The organism is Shewanella psychromarinicola (genome assembly GCF_003855155.1).
GTDB lineage: Bacteria > Pseudomonadota > Gammaproteobacteria > Enterobacterales > Shewanellaceae > Shewanella > Shewanella psychromarinicola.
This window is the reverse complement of sequence record NZ_CP034073.1, coordinates 320,033-339,553: the sequence shown is the minus strand read 5'-3', so window position 1 is coordinate 339,553 and position 19,521 is coordinate 320,033. Positions and strand designations below refer to the sequence as shown.

Here is a 19,521-nt window from a genome sequence, read left to right as displayed (position 1 = left end):
TGATTTAATACCAAAAAGGTAAACTGACAACGTTGGCTTTTTTATTGTCATTACACTATTTTTTGGATTAATTTAAATAGTTTTAATCGCTTTTAACGTATTTGGCTATCTATTTTAATCATTATAATTAATCCTCTTGCGCTTCTATAATGTGTCCATCAAATGGTGGTTTGGAGTAGGAGTATTCATATGGCAACCGTTTATGACTTAATTGAACAGTGGTTAGCCGACCGCGCATAAAGAACAATAAATAACTCAAGTTAATTATTTAACCAGTCAAAACGGTGTATCGTGGCAGATGTGTAAAACGCAATGTCTGCTGGCGAAGGTGGTCCACGACGTTGACAAAATTGGTATTTAATAGAAACGCTGGCCGGCATCGTAAGTAAGCCTCCCTTAGATGTTCAGTAAAAGAGAGTGGGATCATTTCACTACAGCGGAGATAGAGCAACGCAGGATCCGTTGCCGAATAACACTATGCCGTTAAGTCTTCGCCTTGATTAAAGCAATTTGAATTCCCGCTGCATAACCAGATAATTAATACGATTGGTATTAAACAGGCTTTAGCCAAATTACAGCCATTTAGCTAAGCAATAGGCGACCATTTATACCTAAATGCTATAAATTGGTCGTCTATCAAAAACACGATAATAATCATCCTCTTACTGTTTTGCTCACAATCATTTGCTGACGCAATAATGTGTTAACTTACCAATATATAGGCACTTTTAGGGCACTTTTACGTGACTGCTCCATGGCAAACAATAAACTGGTTTCTTTATTGTCTAACCAGGTTTCAATATTAAGTTGATACTGCTCACTAAGGAACCTTAATATTTTATACGCAGATAGCGTGCTGATCCCCAACGCTAAGTCTTGCCACGGTGCACGAAAAGCCTCGCGCTTTTTGGCTTGGTACATTTCTCCATAAGCAAAGCCAACTAAGATACTTTCATCCAGTGCGTCTGCAACGTGTTGGTAATCTACGCTATTCATTTCAGATGTTATCGGCATTAATTTGCCAATACGTTTCCATGAGGCTTGTTGTAATTGGTTAGCAAACAAGCCCAGTTCTGGATAATTGCCCCATTGATGTTGACCACTTTCAGTGGTTAATAACAAATCGACTAAGGCCAATTGTAATTGACCATACTCAGGTTGTTGCCATATGGAGGCTAATTGAGTTGAAATAGACATCGAGCTGATATGGTTTTCTAGTCGTTGGCACACCAGAGGTTTATTATTGATGTTGGCAAGCAGTTTTGCGTAGTCTTGCAACAATAAGCAACAGCTTTGCAGTGGACTAACAAATGTTAGCGCCTGTTCAAGATGATCAAATAATGGGCTAGTGTGCTGATTGAGTAAACCAAATTGATCTAGGGTGAGCCTGAGTAAGCGCACACAACGACGTAATTCACCCCATAATGCTGACTGTTGTTGTTCGTCGTCATTAGAGACAGTTAACATATTTTCAATCAGTTGCCAGCGCTCAAGCCCCGTTTCTAGTATGGCGCTAAGGGTTTGCTGTAAATTATTACTCTTTGACAACGAGACGTAATCAATATTCTCGAGGGTGACGGGTTTTGATTTACCCGCAAGCTGGTAACCTCGCTGAGCTTTACTGGCCTTACCTAACCGCAAGGGCACTGATTTAGCCACTTCAATTGCCAATTCTATTAAGGCTGAAGTATCACCTGCAAGTAATTCAAATTCTAGCTCGCATATGGGATCAAGGTTATTTTTTGCAATGATTTCACCCACATCCAATGCGACCTCAACGAGGCTGTTATTGAGGTAAATATGCCAGGTTTGGCGGTTGAAATTGGTTTCAAAAATACACCCGAGTGATGCGGAGATGTTGTCGATATTATATCCTACCGGCCAAATTTTATTTGGGAAACGTGACAGGATCGGTATTTTTTGATCTATGTTGACATTATATTCGGGACGAGAGTGGATCCCTCCTACGACCCTACCTGCTGTTTTTATGGTCTGTTCGAGTTGGTTATCAAAACCCCTTACGCGTAAGCCCATATCCCAACGACGCAACTGTAAATCGTCTGTATCGAAATATCCGTTGGTGAGGTTTTTCTGGCCTTGAGGGGTCGAATTAGGGTAGTCATTCAATATTTTTTTTAATAAATCATGGTGTTGTGCTTGAATGAATAGTTTTAACTCTATTTCTGCGTCCATTGACTTTATGTTTGCCTTGTCATCAAATGTTCATTAATGCGTCATATTATCTTCATAATGTCACATTGCTGTAATAAAATTATCTTAGTATAGCGTTGCTCGCATCATATATACTGAGTAACGATAACAGAGAAACTGTCGTACGAAATTAAAAAACACAGTTTCATTATGTGTACGCTTGGGTTAACATGCGCCCGCTTTTTCCAAATTGGAATTTATTAAATAGGTAAACGGCAATGCCAGTAAACTCTATTTTAGGTGTGTTTGCAAAATCACCTCTTAAGCCTTTAGAACAGCATATCGACAAAGTACATGAGTGTGCATCACTTCTTGTTCCTTTCTTTGACGCAACTATCTCAGGTGACTGGGATGAAGCGATAAAGATACGCAAAAAAATTAGTTTGCTGGAAAAAGACGCTGACTCACTTAAACGTGAAATTCGCCTGACTCTTCCTGGTGGATTATTTATGCCTGTTGAACGGACTGACTTGCTTGAGTTATTAACTCAACAGGACAAAATCGCCAACAAGGCAAAAGATATCTCTGGCCGTATTATTGGCCGTCAATTAGTCCTTCCTCAGCCTATGCAAAAAGCTTTTGGTGCTTATCTACAACGTTGTTTAGATGCGGTATCACTTGCTAAGCGGGCTATTAACGAACTCGATGATTTGCTCGAAACCGGTTTCCGGGGTCGTCAAGTTGAGTTAGTTGCCAAAATGATCAATGAATTAGATCTTATCGAAGGCGATTCTGATGACTTGCAAATTCAATTGCGTCGTCAATTGTTTGCATTAGAAGCTGAATTGAATCCGATTGATGTAATGTTCATGTATAAAATTATCGAATGGGTTGGAGGTTTAGCAGATCTTGCTGAGCGTGTCGGTTCCCGCCTAGAGCTAATGCTAGCTCGTAACTAATTACAAAGGTTATCAAGGAAACAAAATGGTTGATGTATTAGTCACCAATGGCCCTATGCTTATTATGATAGCGGCTGCATTCGGATTTTTAATGGCATGGGGTATTGGTGCAAACGACGTAGCCAATGCAATGGGGACCTCTGTAGGTTCTAATGCCATTACCATTAAACAAGCGATTATTATTGCAATGATCTTTGAGTTCACCGGTGCATTTTTAGCCGGTGGTGAAGTCACAAGTACTATTCGTAAAGGTATTATCGACGCCAGTTATTTTACTGACGTACCAGAGTTATTGGTATACGGCATGATTGCCTCATTACTTGCTGCAGGTATTTGGTTAGTGGTAGCGTCAGCGTTAGGCTGGCCCGTTTCTACAACCCATTCGATTATTGGCGCGATTGTCGGTTTTGCCGCAGTGGGTGTCAATGCTGACGCTGTTGAATGGGGTAAGGTTGGCGGTATTATTGGCTCTTGGGTTGTGACACCCGCAATTTCGGGTTTTATTGCTTATATCATTTTCCAAAGTGTGCAAAAGCTGATTTTTGATACCGATGATCCGTTGGGAAATGCTAAGCGTTATGTGCCTTTTTACATGGCATTAGCCGGTTTTGTGATGTCTCTTGTGACCATTACCAAAGGTTTAAAGCATGTAGGCATCAATTTTTCAACCGTAGAAGCTTATCTTTTAGCGGCGGCTGTTGCGGCCGTAGTTGGTCTTTTGGGTAAAGTGGCCATTAGCCGTTTAAAAATGAGCGACAAAGCTGACCGTCAAACTCAGTATGGTAATGTTGAAAAAGTCTTCGCCATTTTAATGGTTGTAACTGCATGTTGTATGGCATTTGCACATGGTTCAAACGACGTTGCTAACGCGATTGGTCCATTAGCTGCAGTGGTTTCTGTGGTTGAAAGTGGCGGTGTTATTGGTGCTGAAGCTGTTCTAGCATGGTGGATTTTACCATTAGGCGCAGTGGGTATTGTGTTGGGGTTGGCTATTTTTGGTCAGCGTGTGATGAAAACCATTGGTAAAAACATCACCCATTTAACGCCAAGCCGTGGTTTTGCTGCTGAATTAGCTGCCGCATCGACTGTGGTTATTGCTTCTGGTACCGGTTTACCTATCTCGACCACACAAACCTTAGTGGGCGCAGTGTTAGGTGTGGGCATGGCGCGTGGTATCGCGGCAATCAATATTGGTGTGGTGCGTAACATTGTTGTGTCTTGGGTTATTACCCTGCCAGCAGGTGCTGCATTATCTATTGTGTTCTTCTTCATTATTAAGAGCATCTTTAGTTAATTTAGCCAAGACCCAATGAAGTATTAACAGAAGTGTGAGTGCGAATGCATTTAAGAAGGAAGTCATATGACTTCCTTCTTGCATTCAGAGCATTTAATAAATAGCATGACCATAAGTTTTCTGAGTTTGGATAAATACCGTGTTAAGAGTACTTTCAATCCTTATATTTTTACTTGCGCCAAGTGGCGTATTTGCGGCCCAAGCACCAACGCGTTTTATTTCTGATGATGTGTATACGTTTATTCATGGTGGACCGGGTACAGAATTTCGTATTCTTGGTAGCGTAGAAGCGGGTCAACCGATCACGTTATTGGATAATACCGATGGTGATTTCACTCAAATTATTGATCATAAAGGCCGAGAAGGCTGGGTATTAACCAGTTTAGTGACCGATCAGCCTAGTTTTCGTGAACGTTTTCCAGAGATGGAAGCCCAACTGAAGCAAGCTAATGAGCAATTAAATCAAATTACTCAAAATACTGACAATACTGAAGAATATTTAATTCTGGCTAACGAAAAGGTGACTGAATTAAACGCTGCATTAACGATAGCGGTTAAACAGCGAGATGAAGCCGAGTTAAAAGTGCAGCAAGGGGTTGATAATCGTCGTTATCAAATGTGGCAGCAAGGTGGCTTGATTGGCGGTATGGGTGCATTGATTGGTATTATATTGGTGTACTTACCGCGTCCGCAGCGTCGTAAAAATAGTCGTTGGATGTAATAATATCCGTTGATGATGAGCTTCTATAGAATCAAATCATCTTTTATGCGATTCATATCCTTGCTAAAAAGCCAACTATTCAAACGTTGGCTTTTTTTATTTCATTTTTTTCTATAAGAGTCATTCATTTTTTTATTATGTTAAATAAATATTAATTGTTACTTAACAAGCTGTTAAAAACCTTTACCTGTCAACTTTCACGTCTTATCACATTGCGCACGGATAATGCAGTGATGAAAATCAAACAATTGTTGGCAATTTTTTATCTATAGTGTCCAAGTTCACATTTTGAAGGTATAATCGCCGAAAAATAGATCGTACATTGTATACAAAATAGAATATTTATGAATACTGTGTTCATTTAATAGCCACAACAACCATCCTTAATCTGACCTAGATGGAATCGAATACTATGTTCAAAGCGAGTGAAGTACTGGAAGGCCGCTATGACAATGCCACTCTTGATGAGTTATTTAAAGCCATTACTGATAACTATATTGTCGATGAAGAGCAATACCTATCTGAATTAATCAAGTTAGTGCCTTCGTCTGATACAGACATTGAGCAAGTCACTCGTCGCGCTCACGAACTCGTTAGCAAAGTACGTCAGTTTGAGAAAAAAGGTTTAATGGTAGGGGTTGATGCCTTTTTACAACAATACAGTTTAGAAACACAAGAAGGGATTATCCTAATGTGTTTAGCTGAAGCTCTGTTGCGCATTCCTGATGCTGAAACTGCCGATGCGTTAATAGAAGATAAGCTGTCTGGGGCTAAGTGGGATGTACACCTTAACAAAAGTGGTTCACTACTGGTTAATGCCTCAACGTGGGGGTTAATGCTTACCGGAAGAATCGTTAAGTTAGATCGTAACATTGACGGTACACCGAGTAACTTGCTTAAGCGTCTCGTTAACCGCGTTGGCGAGCCTGTGATCCGTCAAGCGATGTTAGCTGCGATGAAGATTATGGGTAAGCAGTTTGTATTAGGGCGCAATGTCAAAGAAGCGCTCAAAAATAGCGAAGCTAAGCGTAAGTTAGGTTATACCCACAGTTATGACATGCTTGGTGAGGCAGCTTTAACGGCCAGTGATGCGCAAAAATACTTCATCGATTACAGTAACGCTATCGGTGATTTAGGTGCGCAGCAATTTGATGAGTCTGACGCTCCACGGCCAACAATTTCAATTAAACTGTCAGCATTGCATCCTCGTTATGAAGTCGCCAATGAAGATCGCGTATTAACCGAACTATACGACACTGTCATTAAGCTGATTGTTCAAGCCCGTGAGCTGAAGATTGGTATTTCAATTGATGCCGAAGAAATGGATCGTCTTGAACTATCGTTAACATTGTTCAAGAAATTGTATCAGTCAGATGCCGCCAAAGGATGGGGCTTACTGGGTATTGTGGTGCAGGCCTATTCGAAGCGCTGCTTACCTGTTTTATGCTGGGTGACTCGTCTTGCAAAAGATCAAGGTGATGAAATTCCATTACGTTTAGTAAAAGGTGCGTATTGGGATAGTGAGCTTAAATGGGCTCAGCAAGCGGGTGACGGGGGGTATCCTTTATTTACTCGTAAAGCGAGCACTGATGTGTCTTATTTGGCCTGTGCACGCTTCTTACTATCAGATGCCACTCGCGGTGCTATTTACCCGCAATTTGCTACTCATAACGCGCAAACGGTAGCCAGTATTAATGCCATGGCCGGCGATCGCCTTTATGAGTACCAACGCTTACATGGTATGGGGCAAGAATTGTACGACACCATTTTATCTGAAAGTGGTGCTAAAGCCGTGCGTATTTATGCGCCAATCGGTGCCCATAAAGACTTGCTGCCTTACTTGGTCCGTCGCTTACTTGAAAACGGTGCGAATACCTCATTTGTGCACAAGTTAGTAGACCCACATACCCCTATTGAAAGCTTAGTGGTTCACCCATTAGTGACCTTACAAGGTTATAAAACCTTAGCTAATCAAAAAATTGTGCAGCCAGCAGATATTTTTGGTGCAGAACGTAAAAACTCTAAAGGACTAAACATGAACATTATTTCTGAATCAGAGCCATTTTTTGCTGCATTAGAAACGTACAGTGCCACTCAGTGGACTGCGGGTCCGTTGGTTAACGGTCAGACCTTAACGGGTGATGTACAAACGGTAGTGAGTCCTTTTGATACTTCATTAACGGTAGGCACTGTGGCGTTTGCTGATGCTAAAGCAATAGAGCAAGCGGTCGTGGGTGCTGATGCCGCTTTTGGCCGTTGGGCGCGGACTCCGGTTGAGACGCGTGCCAATGCACTGCAAAAACTAGCCGATTTACTGGAAGAAAACCGAGAAGAGCTGATTGTGTTGTGTACCCGTGAAGCGGGTAAGAGCATTCAAGACGGTATCGATGAAGTACGTGAAGCGGTCGATTTCTGTCGTTACTACGCCGTGCAAGCGAAGAAAATGATGGCTAAGCCTGAATTACTTCCTGGCCCAACAGGTGAGCTTAATGAGTTGTTTTTACAAGGTCGCGGAATTTTTGTTTGTATTAGTCCATGGAACTTCCCGTTAGCGATTTTCATCGGCCAAGTATCAGCGGCGTTAGCCGCGGGTAATACCGTGATTGCCAAGCCAGCTGAACAAACCTGCTTAGTGGGTTATCGTGCCGTGCAGCTTGCTCATGAAGCGGGGATCCCTAAAGATGTATTGCAGTTCTTACCCGGTACGGGGGCTGTTGTCGGTTCTGCCTTAACGGCTGATGAGCGTATTGGCGGTGTGTGTTTTACCGGGTCTACAGGTACAGCAAAGCTTATCAACCGTACCTTAGCCAACCGTGATGGCGCCATTATTCCATTAATCGCTGAAACCGGTGGTCAAAATGCCATGGTGGTTGACTCAACGTCACAGCCTGAACAAGTGGTAAATGATGTAGTTTCTTCATCATTTACCAGTGCTGGTCAACGTTGTTCAGCACTGCGAGTGTTGTTTTTACAAGAAGATATTGCCGATAGGGTGATTGAAGTGATGAAAGGTGCAATGGAGCAATTGGTCATTGGCGATCCTAGCTTCGTTAAGACGGACGTGGGCCCAGTGATAGATGCAACGGCTAAAGCAAACTTGAATGCCCATATTGACCATATTAGCCAAGTAGGTAAGTTAATTAATAAACTTGAGTTACCAGCGGGTACTGAGAAGGGTCACTTTGTTGCCCCAACCGCGGTTGAAATCGATTCGATAAAGATGCTAGAAAAAGAGCATTTTGGGCCTATTTTGCATGTAATCCGTTATAAGGCTGCTGATTTAGGCAAAGTGATTGACGAAATCAATAGCACTGGGTTTGGGTTAACATTAGGGATCCACAGCCGTAATGAAGGCCATGCGCTTAATCTAGCCGATAAAGTGAATGTCGGTAACGTGTACATTAATCGTAACCAAATTGGTGCCGTAGTGGGTGTGCAGCCATTTGGTGGTCAAGGGTTATCAGGTACAGGTCCTAAAGCCGGTGGTCCACATTACTTAACCCGTTTTGTGACTGAAAAAACGCGTACCAACAACATTACCGCTCTTGGTGGTAATGCGACATTGCTATCGTTAGGCGACACTGACGAGTAAGGTAATGTGTTTTATCTTTTAAGCCCACTTATGTGGGCTTTTTTATGCCACTAATTGGACGGTTCGCTTTTACGCTTATTGACAGCAAGAGGAGTAAATTCAGAGCCGTATTAATATGTCTTCCCTAAAAATAAGTGAGGCGTTCAGAGCTGCATACAGAGTTGCATACAGAGTTGCTTACTGAGTTACAAGAACGGGTGACAGTTGAATATTATTGCGTTTTAATCCTCGGCCGACGTTTTGGCATAATTTACCAAAGCGGCTGATATCACCTAAAGAGGGCATAACGCCCTGTGCGATTGCCGCTTCCCAGTAGGTGACCTCAGAATCGATAAGATCTAATAGTTTTTTTGGGCAACCCACACAACTGTTAGCGGGCCCACAACGAAAGAGATCAGGGGAGTCTAATGGGAAGGTTTGTTTTACTTGGGCAATGAGTTGTTTCATTGCAGTGATCCGATCGGGTTTATGGGTCATATTTCACCTACGCTGAATACCCTGCACATTTATCCTTGTACTATTAGACGAGGCCATAATGCGATGGTATAAATGTGTGAATGCTTATATAGAATAGCAAATCGACATTAGGTTAATACTAACGTAAATCAATTTTTACTTTAAAAAGGGGTGACAAATCGATAAGTTGATCAGGGCTTATGGTTCTTTCTTGACCCAAATTTATTCGAGATAAATAGTATGGCTCTTTAGATAAACCCGCCAGGTATCAAATCGCCACAAACTGCTGCAAAATTGATCTCCAAACATCAACAGACTCTATATTTATGTAAATTATTTGTAGCATTTTTCAGATTTAAGAATTAAATACGCCAAAATAAAGGAAGTCTAGACGTCTATATTGACAGTGGTGAAGAGTTCTCTTATTCTTGGCACAACTTGTTTTGATGTGACTGCAATATATAGCAGCGTTGAACATATTGTTAAATATTCATTGATGATCGAGATTGAGTCGTACTCGCTTTTCTCATCCGCCAATCCCTATTCGTTAAGATAAAGAGAGACCACTTTGACTAAAGCTATTTCATCAGCCCCCTCGGCAGTAAACAGCCCGGCATCGTTTGTGGCATTATTGCCACTTTTTTTGTTTTTAGGATTGTTTATTGGTGCAGGCTTATATTTTCAAAGTCAGGGTGTTGATTATGCGTTCTACCAATTACCCAGTGTTATTGCTATTTTACCTGCCATTGTATTGGCAATATTGTTGTCAAAGCAGCAAATCAATAGTGCGATAGAAACCTTTATTGAAGGTATTGGCCACAGTAATATTATTGCTATGTGTTTAATTTATTTATTGGCTGGTGCATTTGCTGCTGTTGCAAAAGCAACTGGCGGCGTTGATGCGACGGTGGCACTCGGTTTATCGTTTATTCCATCCAATTTATTATTGCCTGGTTTTTTTGTTATAGCCGCTTTTATTGCAACATCGATGGGGACGTCGATGGGCACCATTGCTGCTGTTGCGCCGGTGGCGTTAGGGGTCGCTGATCAAGCACATATTGACTATGCCATAATGGCGGGTGCGGTAATGTCTGGTGCGTTATTTGGTGACAATTTATCGATTATTTCAGATACCACGATTGCGGCAACGCGAACTCAGGGCTGTGAAATGAAAGATAAATTTCGTGAGAACTTAGTGTTTGCTATCCCGGCGTCGATCCTCACCTTGATTGCTTTTTCATTTGTCGGTCAAGGGCAAGCAGATATTGTTGCTCAGGATATTGAAATCTTAAAAGTACTACCGTATTTAACCATTCTAGTGTTAGCGGTGGTCGGCTTAAACGTATTTGTGGTGCTGTCATTAGGGATAGTATTAGCCGGCGTGACAGGCGTGTTAAGTTCTCACTATACCTTTATCCAATTTGGTAATGACATTTACACCGGTTTTACCAATATGCAGGAGATTTTTATTCTGTCGATGTTAGTCGGTGGTTTAGCGGCACTAATGCAGCAGCAGGGTGGACTAACGTTTGTCAGCAAGCAGATTGAACGTCTAATCAAACGTTTTTCAAAAGCGAATGGCGAAGCATCAAGCCGTGCGGCAGAGTTAGGCATGGCCGCGATTGTTGCCGCTACCAATACATGTGTAGCTAACAATACTGTGTCGATTGTGGTGACGGGTGATATCGCCAAGGAGCTAGCCGAAAAGCATGGGGTTTCCCCCAAACGAGCGGCCAGTATTCTCGATATTTTTGCTTGTATTATTCAGGGATTAATTCCACATGGCGCCCAAGCACTATTAATTGCCTCTGTGTTTACCATTAGTCCATTAGTCGCAGTGTCTAATGCTTGGTATTGTATGATTTTGGCCGTCATGGCAGTGATCATTGTGATATTTCGTAAACGAGTCTAAATCGGTTATATGATCAATCATCACTTGCTTACCCAGTTTAAGTGGCGACGAATGTAGCTATTTTACGATAATCAAGTAATAGCCAATCAGTAATGATTGGCTATTACTGTTCTTGGTTCTTGGTCATTACTTTTGGGTTTTCCGGGTTAACATGCCCATGCCTGTTTTTGCTTAAGTATCGACCCGTGACCGAGGAGTGTCTGCAATCATGATTGACACCTAATGATTGTGTTCATGTCATTGATGCTATTGGATTAGCGTCAGTTGGATTTTGCCAATTGTTTGATAAATTTTTACCTATGTTGTGTCATCGGCTATATGGGAATTAACCCAGGTGAATATTTTATGCTGCATCTGCCTCGGGTTAAGCATGCTAATAACAATTAACACGTAACAAACTAATGTGGACCTATTTCTCGGAACCCGTTATTTTATGTCCATTCTTGCTTGAGTATTGTCCATGACATCGATGCGATTAAGTCATTATTTAGCTGTGTGTGGCGTGGCATCAAGACGGCAAGCTGCGCGACTTATCGATAGTGGTCGAGTGAGTCTTAATCATCAATTAGCCAAGCATACTGATCGCATTAACCCCGCAGAAGCGGTGACGGTTTTGGTGGATGGTAAACCCATTTTGCCCGTGCAAGCTAAACAGTATTGGCTGTACCATAAGCCTGTTGGCGTTGATTGCCGTTTATTAGCTAATGATCCCCATAGTCTGCTCCATTTATTACCCGAGTCACCCAGGCTGTATCCTGCAGGGCGTTTAGATAAAAATTCTCGCGGATTATTACTGCTCACTAATGATGGCCAATTGACTCAAGCGTTAATGCATCCCGATTTTTATCATCCAAAGACTTATGTCGTCCAAGTGGATAAGCCTATTAGCGCAGAATTTTTATTGATGATGGCGCAAGGCGTGCAATATGGGCAAGTGCAAACTCGACCGTGTGACATTCGGCGATGGAGCTCTGAGGCGGATGAAGACAGATTTGAGATCGTATTAACCCAAGGATTAAATCGGCAAATTAGGCGTATGTGTCAGGCGTTGAGCTATAAAGTGATTGATTTAATGCGTACCCAGTTGCTGGATGTGTGTCTTGCTGAATTAGCAGAAAAAACAATGCGGCCATTAACGGCCGCAGAGTTATTGAGTCTTAAATGCGCAGTAAGCTGAGCATTTTGTTAAACAATGATTATTTAACAATGTCCATTTCAGCTAATAAATTGTCAGCATGATCTAAGTACTGCATTACCCAGAGCATATAACGGCTATCAACTTGGATGGAACGATTGCTTTGAGCGTCGTATCCCCAGTCACCAATGATACTTTCGTACACACCGTCAAACAGCAAACCGACTAATTCAGCGCGGCCGTTTAAGGTGGGTGATCCTGAGTTACCGCCGGTTGTATCAAGGGTCGATAAAAAATTAACCGGGACTGAGTCAATGGCTTTGACATAATAATCGCCGTATTGCTTTTGCTTAATCAGCTCAATCTGTTTTGCTGGTGCATCAAATGGGTCAACTCCAGTATCTTTGGCTAAAATGCCTTCTAAACGGGTAAAAGGGATTGCCACTAGGCCATCTTGTGGTGAGTAACCTTTAACGTTACCTATTGTCACCCGCAGGCTTGAGTTTGCATCGGCATAAACCGGTTTACCTTGCTCGCGGTTATAGGCAATGATCGCGTCCATATATTGTGGACGTACTTTCATTAAGTCACCTTCTAATTGTTTTTGCTGTTTTTCTAGCGCCATGTCGGCAGCGTAGGTTTGAACCGCAAATTGAATGAACGGGTCGTTAGAGGCTTTAAAGTCGGCAACCGATTTGTTCATCCATGCTAAGCGAGTTTCTTTGTTGTTTAGCTTGGTGTTGGCGTACATTTTATCCAATGTGTTCGCTAACGCTTTAGCATCAAATTTTTTGCTAATACCAAAGGCTTTATCTAAAGAGGCTAAATGCTGCTCTGCAGGTAATGCGGCATAGCGCGTCAGTAAATCGGCTAGCAGGGATTTATCGACACTGGCGGCATAACGGCGATCAATACGTTCCATGCTTGAGGTAAAGTTGGTCATGTCACGTTCTTGGTATCCGGGCTCACGTTGCATATCAGCTAAGGTTTTCTCATTAGCTAAGCGATACAAATCACGTGCGGTGGTGACCATGGTGGTGTAACCGATATAACCTAATAAAGTGTCTCTTTGCTGATTTTGCTGACTCTTAGCAACCAGTTTTTCTAAGCTTGATAGTGTTTCGCCATATTGCTGTTGGCGCTTTTTATCTTTGCCGATCCAGTTTGCTAAATCGCTCTCTATTTTCTCACGATCAGCGAGCATGGTTGATTTACCATAATACTCAATCATCGAGGTAAAATTTTTGGCATAATTGGCTAAACCAGCAATCAAGCTTTCGTATTTAATCCGCTCGTCGCTGCCTTCTGGCGCGGTTTCTTTGATGATCTCAATCATGCGCTCTTGCAGGACTTTCCCTTCAGGATAAGCCCACTCAAACTGATTGTTAACTTCATCGGCAGTGCGGTAGCGGTTAGTACTGCCTGGGTAACCGGCAACCATCACAAAGTCGCCATCGCTAACGCCCTTAGCTGATACTTTTAAGAAGCTTTTTGGCTCATATGGAACATTATCTTTGCTGAAATCGGCGGGTTTGCCGTCTTTAGATACATAAGCCCGATAAAACGAGAAGTCACCAGTATGGCGTGGCCACATCCAGTTGTCGATATCGCCGCCGTATTTACCTACGCTAGCCGCTGGATTGTAAGCTAAACGCACGTCACGAATTTCTAACTGCTTAACCAGATAATATTCTAAGCCACCATGGAAGCTATACACTTGGCAGCGGTAACCGTCTTCTTTTTCACACTCTGCCACTAAGGCTTTTTCTTGCTGTTCTATGCCTTGGTAAAAATCATTACCCACCTTATCCATTTGGTTTGCTTTAACGTTATCGGTAACATTAGTGACCGTTTCAGTCACAAAAATACGCGAACCCGGTGTAGCAGGTAGTTCTTCTGCGTAAGTTTTGGCTAAAAACCCGTCTTTAAGCAGGTTTTTATCGGATGTTGAGTTGTACTGAATTGAACCATAGGCACAGTGGTGATTGGTGACGACTAAGCCTTTTGGCGATACAAATGAAGCGGTACAACCACCAAGGCTGATCACGGCATTCATTGGAAATTCAGTTAATTTAGAGATTGATTCAGCGCTGATCTCTAAGCCTTTTTCCTTGAGTTCATCGGCCATCGCAGGTAGTTGATGTGGTTGCCACATACCTTCATCTGCCATAGCGCCAAAGCTGGCTGCTATTGCAACAGTTAATAACCATTTTTTCATTATGTAATTCCGTTATTTTTTGGGGAGGAGGTGTTAGCGTGTGATGTATAGTATGGCCAGTCATGTCTCATGCTTGTTTAATTCTTGTTTAATTATATTGGTCGATGTTATTGAAGCGTAAAACAAAAAAGTCAGGCTTAGCCTGACTTTAACAAATGTTTTATCATCTTAATAGGGTTTGTAAAACTCGCTTACAAATCTATTTTATGAGTTATATGGTTCAGGCTAATGCCACCATCAACTGGGCAACAACAATCAAGGTACCGAGTAAGCCCGCGATGATAAGTCCCAAACTGCCACCAGAGACTTGGTAGCCGCCCAATGGCTGTGAACGTTGCTTTAATGCCATTGCAATGGGTAAATAGATAATTATCACCACCAATGGAATAGCTGCAAAACCAAGGACGCTTAAAAAGCCATCTGGGTAGTAAAGTGCACACAATAGCGGTGGTATAAAGGTAATGAGCCATGTTTTAGCGCGACCTGAGGCATCATCCTTGGCTCGAGTGAGTTCGGCAACATAGTCAAACAAGCTCATGGTAACGCCTAAGAACGAAGTGATTAATGCAAGGTTAGCAAATAAATCAATGGCTTGGATTATAATTCTTGATTGAGCTAAGCTTTGTAAAGCTGCAACGAGTTTAGGCAGTGAACCACCAAAGCTATGGACGGTTTCGCCGCCTAAAGACCCTAAGGTCACTAACAACCACAGGATATAGCAAACCAGTGGAATGCTCGAGCCGATCAATAACACTTTTCTGAGTGAAACGGCATCACCTTCTAAGTAGCGCACAATCGTCGCAATACACACATGGAAACCAAATGAGGTAAACACTACAGGAATGGCTGCTAGCCATAATTGTTGTAGCGCTGTGCCTGAAGCAACATCGGTTGAGTAATTGTTTAATGCACTGATTAAATTAACGTCTGGTAATAAAAATGCCACCACAATGACGAGTAACACCACCATAGAAGTAAATAAAATGCGTGATACTTTATCAATCCACTTCACGCCAATGGCAATTAATCCACCAAAGATAACCGTAAACAGTATGATGGCTACTTGGTTGCTCATGTTAATGCCGATGGGTTGTAAACGGGTTTCTAATAGCGATGACCCTCCCATCAGATACACCATGGTTAACGCAAATAATAAGCTCAGGAATGAGCCACCTTGAATGAGCTGGCCAACTTTTCCCAGTGTTTTACCGGTAATGGCATGGACGTTATCGCCGACACCAGAGTGAAGATTAATTTCTAACATCAATAACGAGGTGTAAGCTGATAACCCCCAAATAACCACTAATAAGATTAATGCGGGGATCATACCCAAGGCTGCCGTTGCTAATGGTAGCGCTAACATGCCTCCCCCAATGGCCGTTCCAGCTACAATTGAAATAGAGCCTAACGTTTTAAAATTCACAGAAAATGTCCAGTCTAATTTTTATTTTATTTGTATCGGACATTAGCAGAAGGGTGACAGAGCAGGCAAGGATCTTTGACTGTTAAAGGCTAACAGCGGTGTTTGTAAACAATTACACAACAATAGACCAAACTTTTTTACACGTGATTTTTGCAATAGCGTAGCATTACGGCGTTACTGTTGGGGTGAGGTTATTTTTATGCCGAATTTACACTGTAAAATGAGTCCATTGAATAAAATTATTTAATCGTTATAATGCGAATTGTTTTAGGGGAGTAGCTAATCTTGTCTTGCTGTTATGGCACACAAGATGTCTGTATCAACATAATTGGCCTCACGCCATGGTGCAGACAGTAACTCACTGTTAATCAGTGGTTTTACCAAGCGAGACCTAAGCACAGTAACTGCATCAAGGGGTATGCGGTGGCTCGTGCTTAGTTGTCATTTACCCCTAGGAATATCACATTGGAAGCTTTATTCGCCTCAACTCTTACTGTTGCCATCGCTGAAATAGGCGACAAGACTCAATTATTAGCCTTGCTGCTCGCGGTGAGATTTAGCAATAAAAGCGCTATTATCTCAGGTATTTTACTCGCCACAATATTGAATCATTTCCTTGCTGCATGGCTTGGCCAGTGGGCAATTACTTGGATTGATCCACAATGGGCGACTTATCTGGTGGCCGGTTCATTTTTTGCTATTGCGTTATGGGTGCTTATACCCGATAAAATCGATGATGATGATAACCGTTTCTATCAACTCGGTGCTTTTACTGCGACGTTTATTTTGTTTTTTATTGCTGAAATAGGGGATAAAACTCAAATTGCCACTGTAGTCTTGGCGGCAAAATATCAATCACTCACCTGGGTTGTGATCGGCACGACATTGGGAATGTTGATTGCCAATGTCCCTGTTGTACTCGCTGGACATTTTAGTGCTAATAAATTACCCATGAAGCTTATTCATCGAGGTTGTGCTGTATTGTTTGCACTGCTTGGCGTGGCTACACTCATGTGGTAAATGGAGGTTTAATGCCTGATAGCCAACTTCTCGATGCAGAGACTGCCCGTGGGTTACCTTGGGTCGTCGCGATTGCCTTTTTCATGCAGTCGCTTGATGGGACGATCCTCAATACAGCACTCCCGGCGATGGCCAGCGATTTAAATGAAGATCCACTGCGTATGCAAGGCGTGATTATCGCTTACATGCTCACCGTTGCCTTGTTGATCCCTGCTTCTGGCTGGATTGCTGATCGCTTTGGCACCAAAAAAATCTTCTTTGGTGCCATCTTATTGTTCAGTGTTGGATCATTGCTTTGTGCATTGTCCTATTCATTAGACATGCTCATTGGCGCTCGGGTTATTCAGGGGTTGGGCGGCGCGTTAATGTTGCCTGTGGGGCGACTGGTGGTGCTTCGGACATATCCGCGTTCGGAATTAGTACGGATCATGGGCTTTATCACCATTCCGGGTCTACTCGGTCCGTTGATCGGTCCAACGATGGGCGGTTGGATGGTGCAATACCTGACATGGCATTGGATCTTTTTGATCAATCTGCCCGTTGGCGTGGTGGGTTGTTATGCCGTGTGGCGGTTCATCCCTGATCTCCGTGGCAAGGAAAAGTTGCGTTTCGATAGTCTGGGTTTTTTGCTGTTTGGTGCGGCGATGTTGTTGATCACCATTGCCATGGAAGGGCTAGGCGAACTGCATATGCCACACCTACGGGTGATGTTACTGTTATTTGGTGGTATGGCGTGTTTGATAGCATATTGGTTACGGGCAGGGCGTATTGAGCATCCGCTGTTTGCGCCATCATTATTTCGGACGAGGACGTTTGCTATTGGCCTATTTGGTAATCTGTTTGCTCGCTTGGGCAGTGGCGCGTTGCCGTTTCTGGTGCCATTGCTGTTGCAAGTGGCGCTGGGTTATTCGCCATCTCAGGCTGGGATGAGTATGTTGCCATTAGCGGCTGCGGCGATACTGGCCAAGTATGTGGCACGACCGATTATCGAACGTTTAGGCTATCGCTTCGTACTGACTACTAATACGTTGGCGCTGGGGCTCATGCTAATGAGCATGAGCTTGGTAAGCGAACAGACTCCATACTGGTTATTGTTGGGAATGCTGGCTATTCTGGGCGCAATCAACTCGTTGCAGTTCACGGCGATGAATGTTGTAACTCTAATAGACCTCGATGATGCCAGTGCCAGCAGTGGCAACAGTTTGTTGTCGGTGGTAGGGCAATTATCATTAAGTCTGGGGGTTGCCTGTGCAGGGGCTTTACTTGGCGGTTTTAGCACTGATGTCGACAGTGATGGAGTGGGCACTGTGCTTAGAGCTTTCCAACTGACGTTCGTTACGGTTGGCATTATGACGATGTTAGCCGCAACGATCTTTTCGCAATTGTCTAAAGAAGATGGACGTCGAGTAAAGCATCCGTAGAGTAAATCACGTCTTAGGCGCACCCGTCGGAAGAATACCCTAACGCTATTGTTGTTTTATCGATGAGTCGCCTGATGACCATTGATCCTGTTGTTCATCACCGTCGTGGCATACTGCCACTGATAATGGTGTTCATGCCACTGATGCATATTAACAGAATGTTAACCTCTCATTTGTTTGCATGTCTTGGCTATTCTCATATTACGCCGCTCTAGAGAGAGCGTTTGCTGTGATCGTTAAATGGTTAATATTACCCATTACACCATAAGTACTCTAACGTTTATTTTGTGCACTCCGGCATACATTTCCTCGTATCTGTGGCTAAAATATAAGCATGCACAAACATTATATGGGCGCGCGTGCATTTAATTGTGTAAAAGCATAGTAAAGGAGTCTCGATATGGATATGAAGAAACATGGTTTATCGATTGGCATAAACCGAATTGAAAATGTGTTTTTTGTGACATTAAAAGCAACGGGCACATTAACCCACCAAGATTACCTCGTCATTACCCCAATGCTAGAGGGGGCATTAAGCCAAGTTGATCAACCTCAAGTGAGTTTATTTCTCGATGCGACTGAGCTCGACGGTTGGGATTTGCATGCTGCTTGGGATGATTTAAAGCTGGGGTTAAACCATAAATCAGAGTTTGAAAGAGTGGCGATTTGGGGTAATAAAGGCTGGCAAGAATGGGCGGCCAAAGTAGGTAGTTGGTTTATTGCAGGTGAGATTAAATATTTCGAAGACCAAGATGACGCCTTAAAATGGCTTCGATATTAACACTGATGCCCAAAATAAGCGGATGTGGATTGATCAATATGTCGTTCGCGGTATGAAGCGTTGATTTTACCTTAGTGATTTTATAGAGACTATTCGCTAGGGTTTTGATGCTGTGATAATCCGTTTATATGGCCACTGTTAGCTTATTGCTGCGGCGCAGGTCGTTGCGCAGATAGTTGCGCTGCAGCGATAAGTTATAATGCCATTTGTCCTTCAATTTTTTGCTGATAGTTAGCCATAACGGCAACTTTTAAGCTGTTGCCTGAATCAATCGTGGTGGGCATTGAAGAAGGAGAATTAACGCTAAGTGACATGGTTAACCTTAATGTAAAACTGAATGTTAGTCTTCTATAGACCAAGGATCGCCGCGCTTGATGCATTTTTATCAAAAAGTGGCTTACTGAATTTTTAATTATAGGTTGTGCACAACCAATGTTA

13 protein-coding genes and 1 riboswitch are annotated in these 19,521 nt (G+C 42.7%); of the genes, 9 read left to right on the top strand and 4 right to left on the bottom strand.

Translation table 11 applies throughout. The features are described from left to right. Positions 1–708: 708 nt before the first annotated feature. The gene (locus EGC80_RS01390) at positions 709–2,193 is read right to left on the bottom strand and encodes a CYTH domain-containing protein (protein ID WP_124014003.1); all 1,485 of its coding nucleotides are present in this window, start codon (positions 2,191–2,193) and stop codon (positions 709–711) included. Positions 2,194–2,429: 236 nt separating this feature from the next. Here EGC80_RS01390 and EGC80_RS01385 point away from each other — a divergent pair, with 236 nt between their 5' ends. From EGC80_RS01385 to putA, 4 genes are all read left to right on the top strand, one after another. Beyond that, positions 2,430–3,110, top strand: a complete 681-nt coding sequence (locus EGC80_RS01385) for a TIGR00153 family protein (RefSeq protein ID WP_124014004.1) — start codon at positions 2,430–2,432, stop codon at positions 3,108–3,110. A gap of 25 nt (positions 3,111–3,135) precedes the next feature. Further along, complete coding sequence (locus tag EGC80_RS01380; protein WP_101032877.1) at positions 3,136–4,404, top strand: inorganic phosphate transporter; 1,269 nt, start codon at positions 3,136–3,138, stop codon at positions 4,402–4,404. A 139-nt stretch (positions 4,405–4,543) separates the two neighbouring features. Continuing rightward, positions 4,544–5,125 (top strand): TIGR04211 family SH3 domain-containing protein, encoded by a 582-nt coding sequence (locus tag EGC80_RS01375; protein WP_124014005.1) that lies wholly within the window; start codon positions 4,544–4,546, stop codon positions 5,123–5,125. A gap of 397 nt (positions 5,126–5,522) precedes the next feature. Continuing rightward, positions 5,523–8,717 carry a bifunctional proline dehydrogenase/L-glutamate gamma-semialdehyde dehydrogenase PutA gene (gene putA / locus EGC80_RS01370; RefSeq protein WP_206191882.1) on the top strand — a complete coding sequence of 1,065 codons (3,195 nt, stop codon included), beginning with the start codon at positions 5,523–5,525 and terminating at the stop codon, positions 8,715–8,717. A gap of 177 nt (positions 8,718–8,894) precedes the next feature. Here the strand turns inward: putA and EGC80_RS01365 are convergent, their stop codons facing one another. Further along, positions 8,895–9,194 (bottom strand): hypothetical protein, encoded by a 300-nt coding sequence (locus EGC80_RS01365; RefSeq protein WP_124014007.1) that lies wholly within the window; start codon positions 9,192–9,194, stop codon positions 8,895–8,897. Between the two features lie 547 nt (positions 9,195–9,741). Here EGC80_RS01365 and EGC80_RS01360 point away from each other — a divergent pair. Both EGC80_RS01360 and EGC80_RS01355 read left to right on the top strand, forming a co-directional pair. Beyond that, a complete protein-coding gene (locus EGC80_RS01360; RefSeq protein WP_206191883.1) occupies positions 9,742–11,085 on the top strand; it encodes a Na+/H+ antiporter NhaC family protein in 1,344 nt (447 codons plus the stop codon). Between the two features lie 469 nt (positions 11,086–11,554). Continuing rightward, the gene (locus EGC80_RS01355; protein WP_164839524.1) at positions 11,555–12,262 is read left to right on the top strand and encodes a 23S rRNA pseudouridine(2604) synthase RluF; all 708 of its coding nucleotides are present in this window, start codon (positions 11,555–11,557) and stop codon (positions 12,260–12,262) included. Positions 12,263–12,281: 19 nt separating this feature from the next. Here EGC80_RS01355 and EGC80_RS01350 read toward each other — a convergent pair whose 3' ends face one another. Continuing rightward, a complete protein-coding gene (locus tag EGC80_RS01350) occupies positions 12,282–14,438 on the bottom strand; it encodes a S46 family peptidase (protein ID WP_124014009.1) in 2,157 nt (718 codons plus the stop codon). 220 nt (positions 14,439–14,658) lie between these two features. Beyond that, complete coding sequence (locus EGC80_RS01345) at positions 14,659–15,861, bottom strand: aromatic amino acid transport family protein (RefSeq protein WP_101032870.1); 1,203 nt, start codon at positions 15,859–15,861, stop codon at positions 14,659–14,661. Between the two features lie 258 nt (positions 15,862–16,119). Continuing rightward, a riboswitch (yybP-ykoY riboswitch) is annotated at positions 16,120–16,231 on the top strand. Positions 16,232–16,326: 95 nt separating this feature from the next. Between EGC80_RS01345 and EGC80_RS01340 the strand changes: the two genes are divergently transcribed. The 3 genes from EGC80_RS01340 (at position 16,327) to EGC80_RS01330 (ending at position 19,083) form a co-directional block, all read left to right on the top strand. Next, the gene (locus tag EGC80_RS01340; protein WP_124014010.1) at positions 16,327–16,881 is read left to right on the top strand and encodes a TMEM165/GDT1 family protein; all 555 of its coding nucleotides are present in this window, start codon (positions 16,327–16,329) and stop codon (positions 16,879–16,881) included. Between the two features lie 11 nt (positions 16,882–16,892). Then, entirely contained in the window at positions 16,893–18,302 is a 1,410-nt protein-coding gene (gene mdtD, locus EGC80_RS01335) for a multidrug transporter subunit MdtD (RefSeq protein WP_124014011.1), read from the top strand. 400 nt (positions 18,303–18,702) lie between these two features. Then, positions 18,703–19,083, top strand: coding sequence for a SpoIIAA family protein (locus EGC80_RS01330; RefSeq protein WP_101032867.1), 381 nt, complete (start codon positions 18,703–18,705; stop codon positions 19,081–19,083). Positions 19,084–19,521: the final 438 nt, after the last annotated feature.

Bases quoted from the DNA above. Each gene is read 5' to 3' on its own strand.
- EGC80_RS01385 (WP_124014004.1), top strand. From the start codon at position 2,430: ATGCCAGTAAACTCTATTTTAGGTGTGTTTGCAAAATCACCTCTTAAG.
- EGC80_RS01365 (WP_124014007.1), bottom strand. From the start codon at position 9,194: ATGACCCATAAACCCGATCGGATCACTGCAATGAAACAACTCATTGCC.
- EGC80_RS01350 (WP_124014009.1), bottom strand. From the start codon at position 14,438: ATGAAAAAATGGTTATTAACTGTTGCAATAGCAGCCAGCTTTGGCGCT.
- EGC80_RS01355 (WP_164839524.1), top strand. From the start codon at position 11,555: ATGCGATTAAGTCATTATTTAGCTGTGTGTGGCGTGGCATCAAGACGG.
- EGC80_RS01330 (WP_101032867.1), top strand. From the start codon at position 18,703: ATGGATATGAAGAAACATGGTTTATCGATTGGCATAAACCGAATTGAA.
- putA (WP_206191882.1), top strand. From the start codon at position 5,523: ATGGAATCGAATACTATGTTCAAAGCGAGTGAAGTACTGGAAGGCCGC.
- EGC80_RS01380 (WP_101032877.1), top strand. From the start codon at position 3,136: ATGGTTGATGTATTAGTCACCAATGGCCCTATGCTTATTATGATAGCG.
- mdtD (WP_124014011.1), top strand. From the start codon at position 16,893: ATGCCTGATAGCCAACTTCTCGATGCAGAGACTGCCCGTGGGTTACCT.
- EGC80_RS01390 (WP_124014003.1), bottom strand. From the start codon at position 2,193: ATGGACGCAGAAATAGAGTTAAAACTATTCATTCAAGCACAACACCAT.